The organism is Paenibacillus intestini, assembly GCF_030803945.1.
GTDB lineage: Bacteria > Bacillota > Bacilli > Paenibacillales > Paenibacillaceae > Paenibacillus > Paenibacillus polysaccharolyticus.
Genome location: NZ_JAURUN010000011.1, coordinates 104,209 through 127,484, shown reverse-complemented (window position 1 = coordinate 127,484; position 23,276 = coordinate 104,209). Strand labels below are relative to the sequence as shown.

Sequence of the window (23,276 nt, the reverse complement as noted above, 5' to 3'; positions counted from 1 at the left end):
AATGCATATCGTTCTGAACAGGCTCAGGATGGGAGAGCATGATGAAAAAATTAGGTTTGGACTATGGGGACCGCAGAATCGGAGTTGCTGTCAGTGACGCCTTCGGTTGGACTGCCCAGGGATTGGAAGTGCTTGAACGCCGCCGGGATGAAGGTGAGTTCACACGGATTGCTGAGTTGGTGCGTGAGCACGAGATCAGTGAAATCGTGGTTGGACTTCCCAAAAACATGAACGGCACCGTAGGACCGCGCGGTGAAATATGTATTGCTTTTGCCGAACGTCTGCGTGGCGAACTGAATTTACCTGTTCACCTTTGGGATGAACGGCTGACAACGATGGCAGCAGAACGTACGCTGATTGAAGCGGATGTCAGTCGCAAAAAACGCAAACAGGTCGTGGACAAAATGGCCGCTAGCCTGATTTTGCAAAATTATTTGGATGCCAATAGTACAAGGTGAGGGGGATCAACAATGGCTGAAGATCAACTGGGTATGGAAGAAGAAGCTGAGATCATTTACATTGCAGATGATGAGGGTAACGAAGAGGAATTCGAAGTCATCATGAAATTCGAAGTGGACGGTTCGGAGGCCAAGTATATGATGGTTGCTCCGGTTGAACCTGAAGATGGCGAGACGGATGTTTATGCATTCCGTTATGAAGAAGACGGCGATGATATCAAACTTTTTGTGATCCAAGATGATGCCGAGTGGGATATCGTCGAGGAGACCTTTAATACATTTCTTGCTGAAGATGAAGAGGAAGCGAACTAAATGACGGAATATAATCGCAAGGACCTGAAATGGACAGATTCGCTGCGTCTGGCATTCGGTGCTCATGTGGAGCTCGAGGAAGAGAACGGTAAATCACATCCGTATGAACTGCTCGCTGAGTTTGAGGTACATGGGCAGCAATACGCGGTGCTCCGCAGTTCATTGCGTCCGTATGACGAGGTTGAACTGCTACGAGTTGTTCCGGGCAGCGAAGACCAGATCATGCCGGAGTTAGTTACGATTGATGATGACGATGAGTGGGAGAGCATTTCAGAGCTATATGATGAATGTACACTCCCGATTGACGAAGATTAATCAGCTTCAAATTGAAAAAACCGGAAGGGCGGAGAAGTCCGCTCTTTTTGGTTGTGTAAAGGAGTTGTGTCTCTGTTGAAAGGCAAAGTCATAGGTATTCTGCTTCTAATACTATTAATTCTGGCCGGAGGGGCTGGCGGGTATGTATGGAGCATGATGCGTCCGGTACAAGCTTCTTCCGAGCCTGTTGTATTTGAAATCAAGAGCGGATCGGGCATTTCCAAAATTGCGGACCAACTGCAGCAAGAAGGATTGATTCGAAACAGTCTCGTTTTCAAAGGTTATTTAAAGTGGAATAAGCTGGGTAGTAATTTTATGGCTGGAAAATACGCCATGAATCCAGGTGTAACATACGATGAGATTATTCATAAACTGAGTAGCGGCGAGGTTGTACCCGAAGAAATGGTGAAGTTTACGATCCCGGAAGGGTATACCGTCTTGCAGACGGCAGGTAAGCTCGCTTACGAACATGTTGTTGATCGGGATGAATTCATCAAGCTGGCCAACGATCCCTCGGCCTTTGATGTGGATATCATCAAGGGAATTCCTGTGGATGAAGAACTTCGCTACGCATTGGAGGGGTATCTGTTCCCGGAAACGTACGAGTTGAAAAAGGGAAGTTCCACCCATGATGTTATGCAGAGAATGCTGGAAGAATTCGAGACCAAAATCAATTCTATACCGGATCTGGAAGCGAAGCTTCAGGAAAAGAAACTCTCCTTGCATGAATTGCTGACGATTGCGTCACTTGTGGAGAAGGAAGTTGTGGTGGATAAGGAACGTGCTCTGGTTGCAGGTGTAATCTACAATCGGATTAATAAGGATATGAAGTTGGAAATTGATGCAACTGTGCAGTATTTGCTCGATAGACCGAAGGAGCGACTGTTTTTCAAAGACCTGAAGGTACAGAGTCCGTACAATACTTACTTAAACAAGGGTCTACCACCTGGCCCGATTGCCAGTCCGAGTCTTGCTTCCATCAAGGCAGCGTTGAATCCGGAAGCTTCGGAATATCTGTTTTATGTGACGAAAAAGGATGGAACTTCAGGGCATCTGTTTGCCAAGACATACAAGGAACATCAGCAAAATATAGCCAAAAGTAAGGCTGCGCAATAAGCGGAGGGGATTAGATGAGTACTAAACATGAACTGCTCGTGACAGCAGCAAATGTATCAGAAGCAGAAGCATTGCTTCAAGCCGGAGCTGACGCTTTATTAATTGGAGATGATCGCTTTGGCATGCGTCTGCCAGGTAACTTTAGCCTGGAAGAAACTGCAGAAGTGGTGGCTATGGCTACCAAACACGAAGCTCGGGTTATTGTTTCTATGAACAACCTGATGTCGAATGAATTATTAAAAGAATTGCCTGACTATGTGCAAGCGTTAGGCCGAATTGGCGTGCACGCGGTCGAGTTCAATGATCCATCTGTACTGGCTGCGATCAAGGAACATGCACCGCATATTCATTTGCATTGGAACGCAGAGATGACGTCTACAAACTATGCAACGGCCAACTACTGGGGAACCAAGGGGGCCAGCCGCGTTGTTCTTGCCCGTGAGTTGAACATGGACGAAATCACGGAGATGGTTCCATTTTTAAAAGTGGAGGCGCAGGTGCAGGTTCATGGCATGACCAATATTTATCACTCCAAGCGCAGCCTGGTTCAGAGTTACATGGCTCATCAAGGACGTCCAGTGGAAGGGCATCTCGGCAAGGAACGCGGATTGTTCCTGATTGAAGCCGAGCGACGGGATGAGAAGTTTCCGATCTATGAGGACATCAATGGAACGCATATTATGAGTTCAGAGGACATCTGCATTCTTGAAGATCTTCATCTGATGATGGAAGCAGGTGTGCACAGTTTCAAGGTAGAGGGGATTTTGAAATCTCTTGCTTACAATGAAGCGGTTGTTCGTGCTTACCGTAAAGCAATAGATCTGTATGAAGCAGATGCAGATGCCTATGCATACGACGAAGAATGGTTACGTGAGGTTCGTGAGCTTCAGGACCCTGAACGGGAATTGTCATTTGGATTTTTCTATAAAGAACAAGTGTATTAATAGACGAGGTGAACAAGATGGAAACAGTGGCGGTCAAACGGAAGTTTTCCGGTAAACGTAACCGTCTGGATAAACCGGAGCTCTTGGCTCCGGCGGGAAATCTGGAAAAATTAAAATTTGCGATTCACTATGGGGCTGACGCCGTATATATCGGTGGACAGGCTTATGGACTTCGTTCGAATGCGGATAACTTCAGTTTTGAAGAAATGCGTGAAGGTGTGGAGTTTGCGAAAAAATATGGAGCCAAAGTATTCGTAGCAACGAATATCTATGCCCATAACGAAGATGTGGCAGGCATTGAAGCATACTTGCAGAACCTGTATGATGCAGGCATTTCTGCAGTTATTGTTGCCGATCCTGCCATCATTGAAGTCGCTTTGCGTGCAGTACCGGGCCTGGAAGTGCATCTTAGCACACAACAGTCCACATTGAACTGGCAAGCCGTGAAGTTCTGGAAGGACGAAGGACTGCCGCGGGTTGTGCTTGGCCGTGAGACAAGCTTTGAAGAGATTGAAGAGATCAAGGCGAATGTGGATATCGAGATTGAGGCCTTCATTCACGGAGCGATGTGTTCTTCCTATTCGGGCCGTTGTGTATTGTCCAATCACTTTACAGACCGTGACTCCAACCGTGGAGGCTGCTGTCAGTCTTGCCGCTGGAAGTATGATCTGTTCGAGGATGCGAGAGAAGATACGGTCTGGGTAAGCGAAGAGGAAATGCAGATGCAGGCTCCTGCTCCGTTTAAACTGGGAGATAATCAGTTACCTCTGTTCCAGGAACAGGATAATTCCTTTTCCATGGGCTCGAAGGATTTGTGCATGATCGGTCATATCCCGGAATTGATTGATGTGGGTGTGGACAGCTTCAAAATCGAAGGACGGATGAAGTCGATTCACTACGTTGCGACTGTTGTGAACGTATATCGTCAGGCCATTGACGCTTACATGGCTGATCCTGAAAATTATGTATTGAAACCGGAGTGGGTGGAAGAAATGAATAAGGCGGCGAATCGTCCGCTGAATACCGGTTTCTTCTACGACACCCCTGATCATGAAGATCATATCTATGAGCCGGAAGAGAAGGCAGTGCCTTACGACTTTGCTGGTCTGGTTATGGGTTATGATGAAGAAACAGGCATGGCGACCATTCAGCAGCGGAATCACTTTAAGCCGGGAAATGAAATCGAGTTCTTCGGCCCCAATGGTACTTTTTTCAAACAAGTGGTAGGAGAAATTCAGGATGAACAAGGCAATGTTCTGGATGCTGCCAGACATCCGTTGCAACTGGTGAAAATGAAAGTAGATCAGCCAGTTTCTTATTTTGATATGATGCGGAAAAAGAAGTAGGCTTATATTCCTAGTTTGGAACAAAATAATGTTAACGAATCGCAAATTTGTGTTATAAATTACAGAAATAGACCTCCGTATATCGGTAAATGGGGGTCTTTTTTTTATAGAAAAATAGGAAAAAAGTTGTAATATATTTCTGAGGGATTGGAGGGAAAGCAGGAAAGCTGTCGAATACTACATATTTATAGGGGAGAGATTGAAAAATCTAACAAGAAAATTACTGGCAGGTGATTGGGATGGTACAAAAGAAGGATAAAGACAGTGGGGAACACAGCACACAACCCGAGCAGGCTAAGCCTGATAAGACACAGAATGTAAAGAAAGTTAAACCGGTCAATATTAAAAAAGAAGGGATACATAAAAAGCCTTTCAAATTTGATCGAAGTAAGATCCGGTTTGATTGGATCAAAGTGGATTGGTTGAAGAAACAACTGAAGAATCGTGATTGGAAAGGGCTTGGAGGCAATTCATTCAAACAGATTAGAAAAGTGAATCCGGTCAAATCTGTAGGGGTTAAACTATTTTTAATCTTTTTTGCAGCCATTATGATTGTTGTTATTAGTTTGGGTCTATTATCCTATTCCAAGGCTAAAAATACGATCGAGGCTAATGCATCCAGAGCAAATCAGGAGACGATTGATCAAACCAAGCAGAAGCTGGATATCATTTTGGAGCGTTTTGTGGATACGTCCACACAGATCTTCTTTGATCCAGAGATGCAGTCTTTGCTTCAGAAAATGTCAGATCCGAATCTGACGGCATATGATACGTTCGTCAATTCAAGTTCAATTAATAAACAGTTATCCAATGTAGCTTTTACAAACAAATCCATGGAAGCGATTTATTTGGTGCCAACAGATGAATCTAAATCCGTTATGGGAACTGGGAACAGCAGTTCAACGATGGGAAGCATTCGTCAGGAATCATGGTACACGGACCTTGTAGCACAGGGTGGATACCGCTGGCTCCCGACACAAGAGAAGACCGATGGCACAACACAGACTTTCCGAATTGCACGTTCGATGAAGAACCTGCAAGGTACAACACAGTCTTATGTACTGATTATTGAGTTGAAACTGGATGTGCTCGAGGAGCAACTGAAATCACTGGATCTGGGGGCAGGCTCGGTCATTCAATTGATTGCTCCGGATAACAAAGTCGTTGCTTCGTCTATGGCGGGACGTGCAGGAAAAGAAACGGAGCTTGCCTTTGTGAAAGATTTGAAAGAGCCTGCAGGAAGTACAAATACCGAATATGATATCGATGGCAAATCGACGAATATGCTGGCTGTATACAGTACGCTGGATTCATCAGCGTGGAAGATTGTCGGTATGGTTCCCACTTCGATGCTGGTTAAGGATGCCAAAGGCATCTTGACAATGACATTGTGGATGGCACTTGCATTTGCAGCTCTTGCTGTGGTAATCGGTGTCTGGATGGTTCGTATGATTGCTCGTCCGCTCAGCGGATTGAAAGATTTGATGCAAGAGGGTGCAAAAGGAAATCTAAAAGTGCGCACTCCGTATAGTTCCCAAGATGAGATTGGACAGCTTTCCGCTGCATTCAATACGATGATGGAACAAATTACGAAGCTGGTCGAGCAGACCAATCGTTCTGCACAGGAAGTATTGGATACAGCTACAGAACTGAGCAATGCTTCGAAGAAAACAGCTGTATCTGCTTCTGAAATTGCTGTAGCAACTGAAGAAATTGCTGGTGGTGCAGGCAGTCTGGCAACGGAAGCGGAACGAGGCAATGAGTTGACGGATAATATCTCTCGTCAGATGGAAAGTGTGATTGCAGCCAATGAAGAGATGGGCAGTTCTGCCCGTCATGTGGAGAAATCCAGTCAAACAGGAACACAGCATCTGAATCAGTTGATGACCAAAACGCAGAAGACCGAAGAAATGATTGGAGCGTTGGTTAACAAAGTTGATTCGTTAAAAGAGAGCACATCCTCTGTATTAAAGGTGCTCGATGTTATGCAAAATATTACGAAGCAAACCAACATTTTGTCTCTGAATGCAACGATTGAAGCAGCGCGTGCTGGTGCAGCTGGCCGTGGCTTTATGGTCGTAGCGGATGAAGTGCGTCAACTCGCTGCACAGTCCAGACAGTCCATTGATATGGTTGGGGAAATTACCGACAAAATCATGTCAGAGATGAACGAAACGGTAAAAGCTCTGTCCGATGCATATCCTTTGTTTAAGGAACAGATGGATGCTGTAAAAGATACGAATGTGATCTTTGCTTCTGTACAGGAGCAGATGGGTGCCTTCGTGCAACGTCTGGGTATGGTTACAGGCTCCATTGGAGAGTTGAGCAAATCTCAAGCAACGTTGTCTGAAGCGATGAGCAATGTCAGCGCTGTTGCTGAAGAGTCCTCGGCAACTTCAGAGGAAGTAGCTTCCTTGAGCAGTGAACAGCAAAACATCAGTAATCAACTCGTCAGCCTCTCTGGCAAGCTGGAGAATGTATCAACTGAACTGAAAGAAACACTCTCACGTTTTACGGTGTAATCAGCAGACACAACATGCTACAAATTACAAACGAACCTGCCTTTTCGAGGCAGGTTTTCTTTTGTTTTCCGGATAATTCCAGACAGGGCAGCGCATAATACACGAAAAAGGTGAGGGTGGAACAGGTGTGCAGTTGCAACTGGTGTGGAAACGTCGTATAGCCATAATAAGCGCCGGACTTACTATTCTCTTCGCAGTGTTGGTACTGAGACTGGGCTGGATTCAAATGGTTCAAGTGAACCGAATCATGCCAGGGTTTCAGCGAACCGTGCGGGAGATGTCGGTGCTGCAACGTGAACAGGGTGTGATGCTGGATTCTGGCCGTGGGCAGTTTACGGATGTCCACGGGCGTCCATTAACAGGAAAGTTGCAATGGGGGCTTGTGCTTTATCCATCCAATGGGAAAGTTAAGCATGATCTTAAGCTCAAACAACTTGCCTCCTTCCTTCATACAGATGTGAATCAGCTAAATAGGGAATGGCATAAAGCGAGAACGCCACATCTTTGGACTGGAGGCGGAGGCGGCTCAGAGCCTATTTTATTAACGGATGCTCAAGTTGTAAATGTACGGGACCTGCACCTCCAAGGAGCTGATGTGTATCCTGTTATGACGAGGTATTTCCCGAAGGCCAGTGGAAGCCAGTGGCTGGGCTATTTGAACGAACAGCCCAAAGATCATGGGAGATTTCACAGACATCAAGATGAAGTAAAACAGCCTTTTGCCATGAAATCGGGAGCAGCTGGACTGGAAAGGACGCTGGAACCGTTGCTAAGAGGTGTGGGACCTACGTTAATAACTCGTATGGTAACAGGGAATGGGCAGGTCATTCCTGAGATGGGACCGCGCGTGATCGCACCTACGAATTCGCACTATCCATTAGTGGTGGAGACCACTGTTGATGCACGTATACAGCAAGGCATCGAAGAATTAACAGAAGCCTCCGGGTTACAGGAAGGCGCCATAGTGGTTCTTGATACTGCAAATGCAGATGTACGCGCAATGGTATCACGTCCCTTTTATCAACCGCAGCATGTCAATCCACAGCACTCCTCCTGGGGGAATAGAGCGATACAAGCGGCTGTACCAGGCTCTATTTTTAAAATCGTAACGGCTGCAGCAGCTCTGGAAAATCAGGTTGTTTCTCGTGGTGAGAAGTTCCACTGCGAAGGGGATTATGGAAAATATGGACTATCCTGCTGGAAAGAGCATGGACATGGTGAATTGAATTTGGAAAAGGGATTCGCGGAGTCATGTAACATTGTGTTCGCTGAGACTGCACGTAGACTGCACATGGAGCAATTGGAACAAACCGCTGATCGTCTGGGGCTTGCACGTTCTGTCGGCTGGCAGGCACAACATATCGCGGGGATGCCGGTATTAAAACATTTTGATCATGAAGAACCGGGGCGTATTCGGACAGAAGCCGTGAAGTCTGCAGACGAAGGAGCCAAAATTCAGACAGCCATTGGACAGCGGGATGTTCTGGTGACTCCGCTACAAGCAGCAAACCTGATCGTGACATTGTTGCATGATGGAAAGGTAAATGCCCCCCGGCTTGTGCAACGAATCCGTTACGCGGATGGAGGTACGATGCTGGACATGCCTTTACATGCATCTCCTTCAGCAGAAGGACAGGTTTCTCCGACCACAGCTCATCTGCTGTTAAGCTGGATGAATACCGTAGTACGAGAGGGAACAGGAAAATCCCTGCAACACGCGAGATGGCATGTTGCAGGGAAGTCAGGGACAGCTCAGGTACAACAAAATGGGAAAGCCAAAAACAATCAATGGTTTATAGGATATGGGCCCGTAGAGAAGCCGAGATACGCGGTTGCTGTGTTGGTACAGAATGTCTCTTCAGAAGCTTCACATCAGGCTACAGCTCTGTTTCGCAAAGTTATGGACTATCTGGCAGAGTGCTCGTGATTGGTTCACAGGAAAAGATCACGAGCATGTCATCTACCGATGTTCTGTTCTCTCTGAAACATCAGGGGCAGGAGAATCAACTACTAATGGTGACGATTCGAATTCGTCAGTGGGCAGATGAATCCATTTTTGCAGATAACCTTGCTGTAGTAGTTCTTTTAACAAGATCAGAAGCACAGGAGATAACACGACACCTGCGAGTCCGAAGACCGACAGGGAAATTAACATAAACGAAAGCATCAAATAAGCAGAGGAAACACCGATGGAATTCCCTGAAATTTTCGGTTCAAGCAGTTGTCTCGTCAGCATGGTCACAGCCAAAACCACAATCAAGCCAATGGCAAGCGTACTATTGCCCACGATAAACAAATAAACAATCCACGGAATAAATATCACTGGAACACCAAGCAGTGGCACCAGATCAAAGATGGCACAGACTGCTGCGATTGTAAAGGCATTGGAGGTTCCCAGAATCAGCAACCCCGCATATATCAATACAAAAGTAATAAGCATCATGATCAATTGTGCCTTCATATAGGAACGGATCGTTTTGAACACGTGAGTGCGCATAAATTCATTCGCTGTTTTTAATGTTTTGGGCGTTTTGGCACGAGCAAACTTACGCCAGGATTCAATCTCGATACTGAGGAAAAATGCGAGAATGATCGCGATCCCAAAGTTTGTAATGAAGGTAGAGAATGAGCTGAGAAAGCCGATGATGAACTGTGCTCCACTAGTGACCCACCGGGATAGTATCCCGGACAGTGTAGCGAAATATTCGTTTAATTTATCCAATATTCCGTCAGGAAGGGCATTGGACTTGTCCTGAATGAGCAAGACCAGATTCGTGAACTCACGTTGGATCATCTCAACATACACCGGGAAATTGAGCTGAAGATCGGAAATTTGTGAAATGATAAAAAAGCCTAGACCGAAAAAGGCAGCTACAATGAGCCCGAGAAACAATAACACTGATATGGCAGTTCCGGCTGTTTTGGGCAATCCTTTTCGGTGGAGGAATTTGGCTAATGGCTCAATCATCCAAAAGACAATAAATGAAAGAAAAACGGGTGCAGCGATATGATACAATTTACTAAAAGCAAACATGATCACATACACGGTTAACACGAGCAGAGCGATATCAAACACGGTGCGCCCGTACTTTTTATAAAGCGGCAACATGGGCATAGACTCCTTTACAGGCAGAAATTAGATTGTATTCATTGTACATGATAGTGGGGATTTGAGGAAACAGCATTTAATAAAAGAACTAACTATGATAAAATTAAAGGTGGTTTATTTTAGAAAGTGCCGTATGGCCGTAAATTAGCAGGAGAAGTGGGGAATCGACATCATGACAACGATGCTTCAGAGTATTTTACTGTGGTTATTGTATCTGTCCTCTTTTTATGCTTTTATTCCAAGTTTGATCAGCAGACTGTTCGGATTTCGTGTGTTCAGAAGGGGGAAAAGTGAGACACACTATGCCCTGACATTTGACGATGGGCCTGACCCTTTGTATACACCCCGGTTGCTTGAACTGTTACGCAAGTACAATGTAAAGGCAACTTTTTTTGTCGTGGGAGAACATGCGGCAAGTCATCCGGAGTTAATCAGACGTATGCATGAGGAAGGACACTTAATCGGAATTCATAATTATATTCACAAAACAAACTGGCTGATGCGTCCACGAACGGTTCGGGATCAGATCGATCGAACAGGTCAGATTATTCAAGAGATTACGGGTGAGAAAACCTGTTATTATCGTCCGCCATGGGGCATTATGAACCTGTTTGATTTTTTTAGTAAAAAAGATCGCAAGATCATTTTGTGGTCCGCCATGTTTGAGGACTGGAAATGTAGCGTAGGTACGGAACAATTGAAAAAACGTATGCTGAACAAATTAAAGGGCGGAGAGGTTATGTTGCTCCATGATCGCGGCACAACCTTAGGAGCAGATGCACACGCGCCAGAGCAGATGCTTGAGGCGCTGGAGGCCTTATTGCAGGAGGCCGAAAGACGTGGTTTGGAAAGTGTTCGTGTGGACACGTTGATGAATGGTAGCTCAATAACCGAATTGTCGTCAGTGGTTGCACGGCAAGAAGTGGAACCCCGCTTGAAGCTGAAGCTGTGGAAACGTACCGTGGTTGCTTTGTGGTTAGGATGGGAAAAGCTGTTTCATTGGGCATACCATCTGCGAGCCGCGTCATCTAAAGATCCGATGCTCCATTTTCGTTCCCGTGTGTACCACGGTGCACGAGTTGAGATGGAACATGGTTATGTGATGCAGAATGGAGATCCGATTATAGAGCTACATTTTGACAATCAAACTTTATTCGAACTTGGTGTTACATCCCGTTCAACAATGCATCTAGCGATTCGTATGATCCGTACGATGGAACAACAACTGCCAGACCTGGCACAGATTGTTGCAGCCGATCCTGAATTACGTTCGGCAAAGGCACTTTATGGCGTGAGCATGATTAACCGTGGTCCTGAGAAATTTGGATTCACTGTGCAAGAGCTGGCACCAGGCCCGTTCAGCTTGGCCTCCAAGTTATATCTGAGGATGTTGCTTAGCGTTATTCATCCGGCAGGGCAAAAGCGCTTGAAACAGCGGACAGATCAATTGGTGCCTAAAATGATTGTGATGCCTGTTGAAGAACTGTTGAAACGTTATGGACAGCAACATCATACGGTCGCTTCAGGTGTAACTAAACAAGCAGAAGACGATTCCTTTGTTATAGAAAATGAGGTTTTAACGGAACAGAATTGATTTAATGGATGAGAACTGAATCTGCTGGTGATGTTTGTTGTAAACGGCTCTTTCTCAAATTTAATTATTCATTTGTTGAAAATAGAACTTTTTCTGAGGATATCGTTTGTACGTACTTCCAATCAAAAAAAAGGATGGGCTATGCCAGTGTGGCAGAGCTCATCCTTTTTGGTTTTATAAACTTGGTTCAGTACGTATGACTTCATCAAGCAAACTAGATTTTCAGTACGCCACCGTTGCTTGCATTGGTTACAAGCTTGGAGTAGCGAGCCAGCAAGCCGGTTTTGACTTTTGGTTCAAAACCTTTCCAGTTCGCACGACGAGCCTCGAATTCCTCATCGCTAATTTGCAACTCAATCGTCCGGTTGTTCAGGTCGAGTTCGATGATATCTCCTTCTTCAACAAAGGCAATTGGGCCGCCTTCCGCTGCTTCTGGAGAGATATGGCCGATACTGATTCCGCGGGATGCGCCGGAGAATCGTCCATCCGTGATCAGACCGACTTTGGCACCTAGTCCCATACCTACGATCTGGGAAGTTGGCGCAAGCATTTCAGGCATACCTGGTCCGCCTTTTGGTCCTTCATAACGAATAACCACGACATGTCCTTCTTTAACTTTCCCGTTAGCGATTCCTTCAAGTGCTTCTTCCTGAGAGTCGAAACAGATCGCAGGGCCTTTGTGGTATCCACCAACCGAAGCATCAACCGCACCAACTTTGATGATTGCACCCTGTGGTGCAAGGTTTCCGAACAATACAGCCAGTCCGCCTTTTTCGGAGTGCGGGTTATCAAGCTTGTGGATTACGTTTGTATCTTTGATTTCCTGGCCTTCCACGTTTTCACGGATGGTTTTACCTGTAACCGTAATACAGTCCGCGTGGATTGCGCCCGGTTTCTTGAGCAATTCATTCAGAACCGCACTTACGCCGCCTGCATTGTGAACATCTTCTATATGCAGGTCAGAAGCTGGTGCAAGTTTCGCCAGATGCGGAACGCGGTTAGCAACTTCATTAATACGTTCGATCGGATATTCAATGCCAGCTTCGTGAGCCAGAGCCAGTGTATGCAGTACAGTATTGGTAGAACCGCCCATCGCCATATCCAGAGCAAACGCATTGTCGATGGCTTCTACAGTTACGATATCGCGTGGTTTCAGATCCAGTTTGATCAGTTCCATCAACTGTTTCGCCGATTGTTTAACAAACTCACGACGTTCTGGAGCAACAGCCAGAATGGTTCCGTTACCCGGCATAGCCAGTCCCATCGCTTCTGCAAGACAGTTCATGGAGTTCGCGGTGAACATACCGGAGCATGATCCGCAAGTTGGACAACCGAACTGCTCAAGCTCAAGCAAGCTCTTGTCGTCGATTTTACCCGCCTGGAAAGCACCTACGCCTTCGAATACGGAAGTGAGGGAAAGAGCTTTACCGTTGCTGTCACGGCCTGCTTTCATCGGTCCACCGCTTACGAATACGGTAGGGATGTTGCAGCGGAGTGCGCCCATCATCATACCTGGTGTAATTTTGTCACAGTTCGGGATACAAACCATGCCGTCGAACCAGTGAGCAGATACAACCGTTTCTACGGAATCCGCAATGATGTCACGGCTTGGCAAGGAGTAACGCATACCGATGTGTCCCATCGCAATCCCGTCATCAACCCCGATGGTGTTGAATTCGAACGGAACGCCGCCGGCTTCACGAATGGCATCTTTAACAATTTTACCAAACTCCTGCAAGTGAACATGACCAGGTACGATATCGATGTACGAGTTACATACCGCGATAAACGGCTTGCCGAAATCCTCTTCTTTTACGCCCGCTGCACGGAGCAAACTCCGGTGTGGTGCGCGGTCAAACCCCTTTTTGATCATATCGGAACGCATTTTATTGGCTGACATGGTGTATTCCCCCCAAATATATAATATTGAGCAACATGAATGGAAAAATAAATGGCAGTACATCTGTCGTTTAATTTCATCCGTACTCTAAAAATTAAACCCGTGGGCTGGTGTCTGGCTCCCCGTAGTTTGTGAATTTCTTTGCTGCTTTAAACCCGTGAACACCCGGTTTTTCTATAGAGTCTATCACAACCATCGTCATATTTCTACAATCAATAGACATATAGAAAAGAAGCCACATTCCATTAACATGGAGTTTGGCTTCTGAATTAAGTTAAAGCGAGGTTCGCTTTGAATGGTATACTTCTTTTATAAGCTCAGTTAACTACTTCCGCCTTTGCGACCGATTTCGCGATAAAATTCCTTGCTATGGTTTTCGGAAGTAGCTTCGCCGCCCTTACGTCCGATTTCCTTGTAGAAATCTGCATCATGAGCGTCGGAAGTAGCTTCGCCACCTTTTTTACCAATCGTCTGGTAGAAGCTCCGGTCATGGTTTCTTGAAGTAGCTTTCCCGCCTAACCGTCCGGCTTCTTCTCTGCTCATCTTGCGTTCAGATGTCTGCCCTTGTGCCATTACAAATCACTCCTTACCATGATAAGTTGTTTTTTGCATCGTGTATGCTGAATTACCACAGTTTTTCCAGCATGAAACAACTTAAATGGAAACGGTTGGATAATAGGAGTGAGTTAAATCTCAAGCAGAACGTTTGAAAACACCATGTCGATGAATTGAAATCCGGGAGATGTCCGGCTCAATGAGTACTTTAAAGGTATGCCGTACAAGCGGGTGAGCCAGAGTAACCGAGAAGAGCACAGCAATACCAAGGATAACCGGGATGAAGAGTGCGCTACCCATATAACTGTAGATCCCTGACCAGATCGCAAGCCGTACAAGAAATCCGTGTAAAAGGAAGACGTACAATGTACGACGCCCCAGGTCTGTCAGTTTGGAGGTCAAGTTCGGAACCCAGGCAAGGAAAAGCGTAGCGGAGATGATCTCCAGCAGATACACGCCAAGCCGGAAAATCCCGGCATACCACTCCTGATGCCCCAATTCAGCATAAGTCTTGCTTCCAAACAGCCATCCTTGCGGAATGTTTAAATCGCCATATGCAATATAGACCAGCAGAGCAACAGATAGGATTCCGGCTACTCTACGGCCCCAGCCTGGGAGCAGGCGCGCACGGATGGCTGCACCATAGTCATATCCAATTACGAAGAATGGAAGAAATACAAAGGTGCGGCTGCAACTGAGCCAAAAACCGTCGACAGGCAAGTAACCGGCAATGACTCCCAGTGCGATTGAAGCAATCAACCGATATACAGGTTTCCAAGAGATGGTGAGACGGACAAGTAACCTCCAGCAGAAATGGCTGGCAAGGAACCATAGCAACAGGTACGGTGCAAAGAAGGATAAGCGCATATGTGGTGTATGAAACACGGTCGCATCCATCAATGCATATAACGTTTGGAACAGAAGATATTGTAGTGCAATCTGTTTCAGCACGTTGCGCCCCGAGGCACCCTGGATAGAAGGTTTGGCAAAATATCCGGTCACCCAAACGAACAGTGGCATATGAAACGTATAAATCCACAGAAACAATGCCTCTGCTCCGGCAAAGCGAGTAATGAGTGGTTCCAGTGCATTTCCCGCAAGTACGCACACAATTAACATAAAGCGAAGATTGTAAAAGAAAGATTCCTGATCATGTTGAATCAGTATCTGTTTTCTCATGATGTAGCCCCCTCGAAAACTTCATTAAAAGTTTATCTGCATTCGTTATATACATCTGTACTAAGGTTAATATGGATTCACTTTAATGATTGTGATTTAATTCACATTAGTAAACGTTATCTTTTCTCAAAGATGTGACAACAAAAAGAATGCTTCGGGATTGACAACGGTTGCATACGGGATGACAATGGTAGAAGAAGATGAGGTAGTCAATATTAAGGAGGAAGGCAATATGTCAACGAGTCCCTTTCAAAGCCCTGATATTATTACATTCGGGGAGAGCATGGGGTTGCTGACGGCCAGAGATACGAGAGGGCTTGAATATGCAGCTACACTGGACAAGACGTTCGGAGGTGCCGAAAGCAATCTGGCCATTGGCGTAGCACGCCTTGGACATACCAGCGGCTGGTTTGGACGGCTTGGCAACGATCCGATCGGTAACATGATTCTAAAAGCTATTCGCGGCGAAGGTGTGGATGTATCCCGGGCCAAATTAAGTGATCATGAACCTACAGGTCTGATGATTCGTGAGAACGCTTCCGGGAAAGCCTCGGTGCATTATTATAGGAAGTTATCCGCGGCGAGTGCGATGACACCGGATGATCTTGATCCGGAATATATTGCCGGGGCCAAGATTTTGCATGTCACAGGTATTACTGCAGCCATCAGCGATTCAGGACTTTCCACGGTTGAAGCCGCCATACATATTGCCAAGCAGGCGGGGGTGAAAGTGAGCTTCGATCCGAATCTGCGCCTCAAGCTATGGTCAGCAGAGAAGGCTCGCCCTGTGTTGCTGCGTTTGGCAGAACAGGCTGACTACTTTTTACCAGGTTTGGATGAGATGAAACTGTTATATAACGAAGAAAGCGATGAGAAGGTGCTTGAACGCTTAGCTGCCATGGATGCCGTGTGCATTGTTAAGGGTGGGCCTGATTTGACCTACGTACTTGCGGATGGTACCCTAACGGAAGTTCCGTACTTTAAAGCAGATCAGGTTCTTGATACTGTCGGAGCTGGAGACGGATTCTGTGCAGGTTTTTTAGCTGGTCTGTTAAAGGGATACACTCCGCAGGAAGCGACCCGACTTGGTAATTTGAACGGATCAATGGTTATTCAGGCCGTCGGGGATTGGGAAGCACTCCCGACATGGGCACAGGTCGAGGCCAAGTTGAATAATGTTGCTCACGTCGAGCGTTAAGTCGCGTTAAAATCAGGATGACTCATCTTCGTTCTTTAAAAATGTAAAGTTTGTATATACAACCACCACATGAACAAGGGAGAGAATGAAATGAAGAAGCTTCAACTGTTGCAAAAGATGACGGACAATGGTGTGGTGGCGGTTCTGCGCGCAGATTCAGCTGACCAGGTCATTGCTATGGCCGAGCAGGCAATCGCGGGTGGGATCAAGGTTATCGAAATTACGATGACCGTTCCGGGTGCGCTCAAAGCGATCGAAAAATTAAGCCGTGTGTATCATTGGAATACGCAAGATCCGGAGAAATTCGCGATTATTGGCGCAGGAACTGTGCTTGAGGCGCAAACGGCGAGAGCTGCGATTATGTCAGGTGCCGAGTTTGTCGTAGGACCATCTCTTAACCCTGAGACCGTTCAGATGTGTAATTTGTATCGTGTGCCGATCTTGCCGGGTGTCATGACCATTGCTGACGTGCAGCGTGCACTGGAGCTTGGCGTGGATATTATCAAGCTGTTCCCTGGCAACCTGTATGATCCATCCATTATCAAAACGATGAAAGGCCCTATGCCACAGGCGAACTTCATGCCAACAGGCGGTGTATCTTTGTCCAATCTTGGTGAGTGGATCAAAGGTGGAGCAGTAGCTGTCGGGATCGGCTCTGACCTGACGTCGGAAGCTGTAAAGACGGGAGATTTGAGTCATGTCCGCCGCAAAGCGGAACAATATATGGAAGCTTATCGCAAAGCCAAGGCTGAATAATGTTTCAAGATGGAAGGGAGCCTGCGACAAGCGGGCTCCCGCTTCCATAAGCCGCGGTAATTTGCGGAAGTGTAGAAAGGTGAATGATGTTGAGAAATCGTTATAATACGGGGCGCAAGAAGAGGGGCATTGGCAAGTTTCTGCTCGTACTTTTGGCGCTCATTGTTATTGGTTGCGGATATGTTGCATGGAAGTTGCTCACGCCTTACGGCCCACAGGAATCGGCGCAGGCTGCGATGGAAACAGCCGGCGGGGTTACCGTCAGTGAGCAGGAGAATTGGATCGATTTTAAGCCGGATAAACCTAAAGCAAATGGAAAAAGTGTGCTTTTCTATCCTGGCGGATTAGTTAAACCAGAAAGTTATGCTCCTCTTGCTCATGAGCTCGCTGCAGCTGGCCATCATACCATTATTGCTAAGATGCCGGTAAATTTGGCTGTAATCAAACCCGATCTGGCCGATGATATTTTGGCAGCATACCCTGAAGAGCAGTTCGTCATGGGTGGTCACTCGTTAGGTGGCTCCATGGCTGCACGATATGTAGTGGCACATCCAGATGCCCTTCACGGCATTTTTTTCCTGGCGTCCTATCCGGATGAAAAGGGAAGTGTGCAGAAGCTGGATATTCCGGCCTTATCCATTCTCGGCACGAATGATGGAGTTGTGAATATGACCAAGTATCAGGCTGGACGCATGTATTTGCCACCAGATACCGTGTATTACACCGTTGAAGGAGGGAACCACGCTCAGTTTGGTGACTATGGTCATCAGAAGGGTGACGGTGAGCCATCAATTAGTGAAGAGGATCAGTTGAAGCAGACGGTCAAAACGTTGTTATCTTGGTTAGATACCATCAAGTAGTCTAATTTTCAGCGGAGGTGAAGGTGAGTGGCTTTGCTACAGGTGCAGGGAGAGAAGATCCCCTGCAGGGCAATTCTGTTTGACAAAGATGGCACCTTGCTGGATTTTCTTCAATTATGGGGTCCTTGGGCCGAGAGTATGCTCGTGCAAATGCAAGCATGGATGCGAGAACGTGATGCCTCTTTTACCGTGGAACTCGAACATGTGCTGGGTACGGTTCACGATTCGGAAGGTCATCTCAGCGGCTACGATGTGCAAGGGCCGCTTGCCATTGCAACTGTAGATGAATGTAACGGCTGGCTGGCAGGTCAGCTCTATGCTGCGGGTACGCCATGGAACGAAGCTATTACAACGATACGCCAGTTTTCAAGTATAGCGATGAAGTCTGTAAGAGAGCGGAAATCCGCTGAACCCATGCCTGGATTACTGGATTTACTACAACGTTGTAAGGAAGCAGGCATTCAGCTTGCAGTGGTGACTTCCGACAGTACATTAGCGGCTGAGACACATCTGGACTGGATGGGCATCCGTTCCTTTTTCAGTTCGATTGTAGGCTGTGACCGGGTAACGCGCGGCAAACCCGATGGTGAATCATTCCTGCTGGCTTGCCGGGAATTAGCGGTTGAGCCTCATGAGGCTGTAGTCATTGGAGACAGCAACGGTGATATGCAAATGGGCCGCCATGCAGGAGCAACATATACTTTGGGGTACTGTCTTCCATCGGACCAGAGTGCGCATTTGCATGATGCGGACGCCGTCATTCGTCATTATGATGAGTTAGGTATTGTGTTATAGATCCTGCGCTATGTTCGTATGTATAAGGAAATCAAAGGAGGAGAGAGGATGAACGCAACAGAGCAACTGGCTGCCTGGATTCAGGAAAGCTCACGCATTGTTTTTTTCGGAGGAGCCGGAACTTCAACGGAAAGCGGGATTCCCGACTTTCGCTCGGCTGCGGGACTGTACCAGACGGAGCAGCACTCCCCTTATCCTCCAGAGGAACTGTTAAGCCGACATTTTTTTGATCAGCACGCTGATATTTTTTATGACTTTTACCGGGGGAAAATGCTTCATCCCGATGCGGAACCGAATGGTTGTCATCGTTTACTTGCCAGGCTGGAGCAGAAAGGTAAACTTCACGCTGTCATTACGCAAAACATCGATGGTTTGCATCAAAAGGCAGGCAGCAGTCATGTGCTGGAGCTTCATGGTTCGGTTCATCGCAATGCTTGCATGGATTGCAAGCAGTTCTATTCGCTGCATGACATTATGCAATCGAAAGAGGTTGTACCTCGTTGCTCGTCATGCGGAGGTGTGGTCAAGCCAGATGTAGTTTTGTACGAAGAAGAACTGGATCAGGCAACGTTGTATCATGCCATCGACGCCCTGTCTTCAGCAGATTTATTGCTTGTAGGTGGGACTTCGTTGACGGTATATCCAGCAGCGCAATTAATTACGTATTTTCAGGGAAAACACACCGTTCTGCTCAATGCCACACCAACCGCTTACGATCATCGGGCAGACTTGTTGATTACAGAGCCGATTGGCGAGGTAATGAAGGGTGTAGAACAGCTTATTGGTTGATACAAAGTTGTGAACCAGCTTTTATTAAACGCATTGAACGGAATTATGGCATCCTCTGGCTAAGGCTTGGATACAGGATGCGCGAACCTGTGGAAAGAAGGGATTCATGATGGTCTATGTAGCTGCTGAAACACGCTATGAAACGATGAAATATAACCGCGTGGGACGTTCCGGCCTCAAGCTGCCAGCGATTTCACTTGGACTTTGGCATAATTTTGGTGGAATTAACAGTGTAGAGAATGGACGCAACATGATTACACGTGCATTTGATCTCGGCATTACACATTTTGATTTGGCTAACAATTATGGCCCACCTGCAGGTTCAGCAGAGCAACTGTTTGGGCAGGTGCTGGCTCAGGATCTGAAACCATACCGGGATGAACTGATTATCTCCACCAAAGCCGGATATTATATGTGGCCAGGACCTTATGGTGAGTGGGGTTCTCGCAAATACTTGATATCCAGTCTGAATCAGAGCCTTACACGAATGGGACTGGATTATGTGGATATATTTTATTCACACCGTTATGATCCAGATACGCCGCTGGAAGAAACAATGATGGCACTTGATCATATGGTTCGTTCCGGCAAGGCACTTTATGTTGGTATCTCCAATTATCCTGCAGAGCAAACGAGACAGGCGGCAGAGATCTTGAAAAGCTTAGGTACGCCATTGCTGATTCATCAACCAAGGTATTCCATGCTGGATCGCTGGATTGAAGATGGACTTCAGGATGTGCTGGACGAATACGGAGCAGGCAGTATTGCGTTCTGTCCATTGGAGCAAGGTGTACTTACGAACAAATATTTGAATGGCATTCCAGAAGATTCCCGTGCCAAAGGCCCTTCTGTATTTCTCAATGAAAATAATATCTCTCCCGAGACACTTCGTAAGGTACGTGCTCTGAATCAGATTGCGGCATCCCGTGGTCAGAGTCTTGCCCAGTTTGCACTGGCATGGGTACTGCGCAATGGAAGAGTCACGTCTGCGCTAATTGGCGCAAGCCGTCCGTCTCAGATTGAAGAGAACGTAGCTGCGCTTAGTCAGCTGGAGTTTTCCACGGAGGAACTGGAGCGGATTGAATCCATTTTGCGACCAGAGTCTACGAATAAAAACAAAGATTAGAACCTGTCCCATATTAGGGTAATGTTCAGAAATAAATCACACACAAAAAGTGCATCTTAGCCATAAAGGCAAGATGCACTTTTTTTATTTTGAGCGTAGCGGACGCGCAAGCAGTTTCTCCCGATAGAGAGTGGGGGCTTCGCCGTGGAAACGTTTGAATTGACGGGAAAAATACAGAGCATCAGGCATACCAACAGATGCAGATACCTGTTCAATGGACAAGTCTGGACGTTCCCGAAGCAATTGACGTGACTTGTCGATCCGCAGTTTCAACAAATAGGTCACAGGGGTGAGTCCGGTTTCCTGCTTGAAAATACGTGAAAGATATGCACGGTTATATCCCAGACTCTCCGACATTTGTTCAATGGATACGGGGTAAGCGTATTGAGTGGACATATATTGAATCATCTGTTTTACCGTCCGCCGAATGGAGGATTCTCCTGATGTTAATGTTTGCCCCTCGGAGAGATGGGTCTGGGCCTCGGCTAAAATCATGTACAGTGTACCGAGTGATGTATAATGGGCGCTTTCTTTTCGCTCGGCAAAAGCGTCCTGCATGACCGACAACCAGTTGGATATGTCACAGGCTGTACCGGCATGAAAAACCGATTTCTCGGGCCTAAACCCGGCCTGTTCGACGTGCCCGGCAGCTTCACTGCCTGTAAAGGCAATCCAGCGGTATTGCCACGGCTTCCGGTTATGGGACTGGTAGCTTACCAGTTGTCCCGGATGGATCAAAAAACAATCACCTGCGGCGAGATCGTAGGTGTGCAGCTCCGTACGGAACGTGCCGGCTCCTTTTTCTACATAATGCAAAAGATAATAATCATATAGCTTCGGTCCAAGTGCATGTCCAGGGAGAGTCTGGCTTGCACCAGCAAACAGGACATGAAGTGCCCCTCGGTTATCATAGGTGGGATTGGAGGCAACCGAATAACTAAGTGCTCCGCTTTTGCTTACGGCTGTTTCCTGTGAGGGTCTGGAGCTGGACGAACTGGATGAACCTGTTGTGTTATGGGATGTTTCTGCCGGATTTGTTTTGGAATCTTTCATGTGGAATCCTTCTTTCCGTTGATTAGAGCTTCAGTCGTTAGATTCATTATATGATTAAAGGTCACATTTATCCATATGAATCACACATGGTTTCATTTTAAGAGAGATCACTTCCTTGTATAATAACATTAAGAAAACCACAACAAAGAGGCGAGGTGCATCAGCTTTGAATGTAACTGATTTGCAACAAAAGTTTATTGAGAGGTACGGAGAAAGTGGAGCGGACATCCGTGTATTCCATGCCCCTGGGCGTGTGAATCTGATTGGTGAACATATCGACTACAACGGTGGTTATGTGCTCCCGGCCGCGCTTGAGTTTGGCACAACCTTGCTCATTCGTGAACGTACGGATAACGCATTACAGCTGGCTTCTACCAATATGGCTTACGAGGGGACTCTGGACAGAGCCTCCATTGGTCAGGAGAAAACGGGGGAGTGGACGGACTACCCGGTAGGCGTCATGGTACAGCTGCAAGGCAAAGGTGTGCAAGTGACGAGAGGGTATGATTTCCTCTACCACGGTGAAATACCAAATGGCGCAGGACTTTCCTCATCAGCATCTCTGGAGGTTCTCACCGGGTATGCGATTCAATCCATGGAAGGGGTACTCGACATTGACACCGTGGAGCTTGCGCTTTTGTCCCAGAAAGCAGAGAATGAGTTTGTTGGTGTCAACTGCGGCATCATGGATCAGTTTGCTGTAGCCAACGGGGCGAAGGATCATGCGATTCTGCTGATGTGTGATACGCTCGAGTATGAGAAGGTTCCTTTCCGTACAGGTGCTTACAAACTGATTATCGGTAACACGAACAAACGCCGTGGTTTGGTTGATTCGGCTTACAATGAGCGGCGCTCTCAATGCGAGCAGGCACTTGCCATTTTGAAGGAACAGCTGCCTGCACTGAATTACCTGGCTCAATTAAAGCCAGAGCAGTTTGACACCTTACAGGATCAGATCAAGGATGAGAAAGTCAGACAGCGTGCCCAGCACGTTGTAGATGAAAATGCACGAGTACTTGCATCCGTAGAAGCGCTGCAGAACAATGACTTGCAGACGTTTGGACAGTTGATGAATGCTTCACATGAATCGTTGCGTGATTTGTATGAAGTTAGCTGCAACGAGTTGGATGTCATGGTTGAGGAAGCACAGCGGATTCCAGGAACACTGGGTGCACGTATGACGGGTGCAGGTTTTGGCGGATGTACGGTGTCTCTGGTACATGAGAATGATGTGGAACGTTTTCTGAGTGAAGTGGGTGCAGCGTATGAAGCACGCACCGGTCTCAAAGGTGATTTCTATGTATGTGGTGTAGGCGAAGGTGTTAACGAACTCAAGGAGGCGAAGTAAA

Annotated in this window: 20 protein-coding genes and 1 pseudogene; 16 read left to right on the top strand and 5 right to left on the bottom strand. The window is 46.8% G+C overall.

From position 1 onward, the window contains the following. The first annotated feature begins 41 nt into the window (after positions 1–41). From ruvX to J2T16_RS23820, 8 genes are all read left to right on the top strand, one after another. Complete coding sequence (ruvX, locus tag J2T16_RS23855; protein WP_186809628.1) at positions 42–458, top strand: Holliday junction resolvase RuvX; 417 nt, start codon at positions 42–44, stop codon at positions 456–458. A gap of 12 nt (positions 459–470) precedes the next feature. Further along, the gene (locus J2T16_RS23850; protein ID WP_090915532.1) at positions 471–770 is read left to right on the top strand and encodes a DUF1292 domain-containing protein; all 300 of its coding nucleotides are present in this window, start codon (positions 471–473) and stop codon (positions 768–770) included. Beyond that, on the top strand, positions 771–1,085 hold the full coding sequence (locus J2T16_RS23845) for a DUF1292 domain-containing protein (RefSeq protein ID WP_090915530.1): 315 nt from the start codon (positions 771–773) through the stop codon (positions 1,083–1,085). A 75-nt stretch (positions 1,086–1,160) separates the two neighbouring features. Next, entirely contained in the window at positions 1,161–2,201 is a 1,041-nt protein-coding gene (gene mltG, locus J2T16_RS23840) for an endolytic transglycosylase MltG (RefSeq protein ID WP_260510720.1), read from the top strand. A 14-nt stretch (positions 2,202–2,215) separates the two neighbouring features. Continuing rightward, positions 2,216–3,145: a peptidase U32 family protein gene (locus J2T16_RS23835; RefSeq protein WP_221787353.1), complete on the top strand. Its 930-nt coding sequence runs from the start codon at positions 2,216–2,218 to the stop codon at positions 3,143–3,145. Positions 3,146–3,162: 17 nt separating this feature from the next. Beyond that, positions 3,163–4,491, top strand: a complete 1,329-nt coding sequence (locus J2T16_RS23830) for a peptidase U32 family protein (protein WP_221787351.1) — start codon at positions 3,163–3,165, stop codon at positions 4,489–4,491. Positions 4,492–4,730: 239 nt separating this feature from the next. After that, positions 4,731–7,013 (top strand): methyl-accepting chemotaxis protein, encoded by a 2,283-nt coding sequence (locus tag J2T16_RS23825; RefSeq protein ID WP_499019398.1) that lies wholly within the window; start codon positions 4,731–4,733, stop codon positions 7,011–7,013. A 127-nt stretch (positions 7,014–7,140) separates the two neighbouring features. Further along, positions 7,141–8,940, top strand: a complete 1,800-nt coding sequence (locus J2T16_RS23820; protein ID WP_499019397.1) for a peptidoglycan D,D-transpeptidase FtsI family protein — start codon at positions 7,141–7,143, stop codon at positions 8,938–8,940. Positions 8,941–8,973: 33 nt separating this feature from the next. Here J2T16_RS23820 and J2T16_RS23815 read toward each other — a convergent pair whose 3' ends face one another. Next, positions 8,974–10,122: an AI-2E family transporter gene (locus tag J2T16_RS23815; protein WP_336122007.1), complete on the bottom strand. Its 1,149-nt coding sequence runs from the start codon at positions 10,120–10,122 to the stop codon at positions 8,974–8,976. A gap of 172 nt (positions 10,123–10,294) precedes the next feature. On the opposite strand from J2T16_RS23815, the gene J2T16_RS23810 reads away from it, so the two are divergent. Next, the gene (locus J2T16_RS23810; protein WP_499019396.1) at positions 10,295–11,716 is read left to right on the top strand and encodes a polysaccharide deacetylase family protein; all 1,422 of its coding nucleotides are present in this window, start codon (positions 10,295–10,297) and stop codon (positions 11,714–11,716) included. Positions 11,717–11,930: 214 nt separating this feature from the next. Here J2T16_RS23810 and ilvD read toward each other — a convergent pair whose 3' ends face one another. The 3 genes and pseudogenes from ilvD to J2T16_RS23795 form a co-directional block, all read right to left on the bottom strand. Next, positions 11,931–13,616, bottom strand: a complete 1,686-nt coding sequence (gene ilvD, locus J2T16_RS23805) for a dihydroxy-acid dehydratase (RefSeq protein ID WP_090915516.1) — start codon at positions 13,614–13,616, stop codon at positions 11,931–11,933. Positions 13,617–13,940: 324 nt separating this feature from the next. Further along, a pseudogene (locus J2T16_RS23800) lies at positions 13,941–14,189 on the bottom strand (KGG domain-containing protein); the annotation flags it as partial. 120 nt (positions 14,190–14,309) lie between these two features. Next, positions 14,310–15,350: an acyltransferase family protein gene (locus J2T16_RS23795; protein ID WP_221787343.1), complete on the bottom strand. Its 1,041-nt coding sequence runs from the start codon at positions 15,348–15,350 to the stop codon at positions 14,310–14,312. 232 nt (positions 15,351–15,582) lie between these two features. On the opposite strand from J2T16_RS23795, the gene J2T16_RS23790 reads away from it, so the two are divergent. The 6 genes from J2T16_RS23790 (at position 15,583) to mgrA (ending at position 20,874) form a co-directional block, all read left to right on the top strand. After that, positions 15,583–16,548, top strand: coding sequence for a sugar kinase (locus J2T16_RS23790; protein ID WP_154887546.1), 966 nt, complete (start codon positions 15,583–15,585; stop codon positions 16,546–16,548). 90 nt (positions 16,549–16,638) lie between these two features. Continuing rightward, positions 16,639–17,304, top strand: a complete 666-nt coding sequence (locus tag J2T16_RS23785) for a bifunctional 2-keto-4-hydroxyglutarate aldolase/2-keto-3-deoxy-6-phosphogluconate aldolase (protein ID WP_090915508.1) — start codon at positions 16,639–16,641, stop codon at positions 17,302–17,304. An 89-nt stretch (positions 17,305–17,393) separates the two neighbouring features. After that, positions 17,394–18,164 (top strand): alpha/beta fold hydrolase, encoded by a 771-nt coding sequence (locus tag J2T16_RS23780; RefSeq protein ID WP_499019395.1) that lies wholly within the window; start codon positions 17,394–17,396, stop codon positions 18,162–18,164. Between the two features lie 27 nt (positions 18,165–18,191). Further along, positions 18,192–18,959 (top strand): HAD-IA family hydrolase, encoded by a 768-nt coding sequence (locus J2T16_RS23775; RefSeq protein WP_154983380.1) that lies wholly within the window; start codon positions 18,192–18,194, stop codon positions 18,957–18,959. Positions 18,960–19,007: 48 nt separating this feature from the next. Next, positions 19,008–19,748 carry an NAD-dependent protein deacylase gene (locus J2T16_RS23770; RefSeq protein WP_221787334.1) on the top strand — a complete coding sequence of 247 codons (741 nt, stop codon included), beginning with the start codon at positions 19,008–19,010 and terminating at the stop codon, positions 19,746–19,748. A 109-nt stretch (positions 19,749–19,857) separates the two neighbouring features. Further along, positions 19,858–20,874 carry an L-glyceraldehyde 3-phosphate reductase gene (mgrA, locus tag J2T16_RS23765; RefSeq protein ID WP_154888539.1) on the top strand — a complete coding sequence of 339 codons (1,017 nt, stop codon included), beginning with the start codon at positions 19,858–19,860 and terminating at the stop codon, positions 20,872–20,874. Positions 20,875–20,958: 84 nt separating this feature from the next. On the opposite strand, the gene J2T16_RS23760 is transcribed toward mgrA, so the two are convergent. Continuing rightward, a complete protein-coding gene (locus tag J2T16_RS23760) occupies positions 20,959–21,927 on the bottom strand; it encodes an AraC family transcriptional regulator (RefSeq protein WP_221787331.1) in 969 nt (322 codons plus the stop codon). Between the two features lie 166 nt (positions 21,928–22,093). Here J2T16_RS23760 and J2T16_RS23755 point away from each other — a divergent pair, with 166 nt between their 5' ends. Then, positions 22,094–23,275, top strand: a complete 1,182-nt coding sequence (locus J2T16_RS23755; RefSeq protein WP_499019394.1) for a galactokinase — start codon at positions 22,094–22,096, stop codon at positions 23,273–23,275. Position 23,276: the final 1 nt, after the last annotated feature.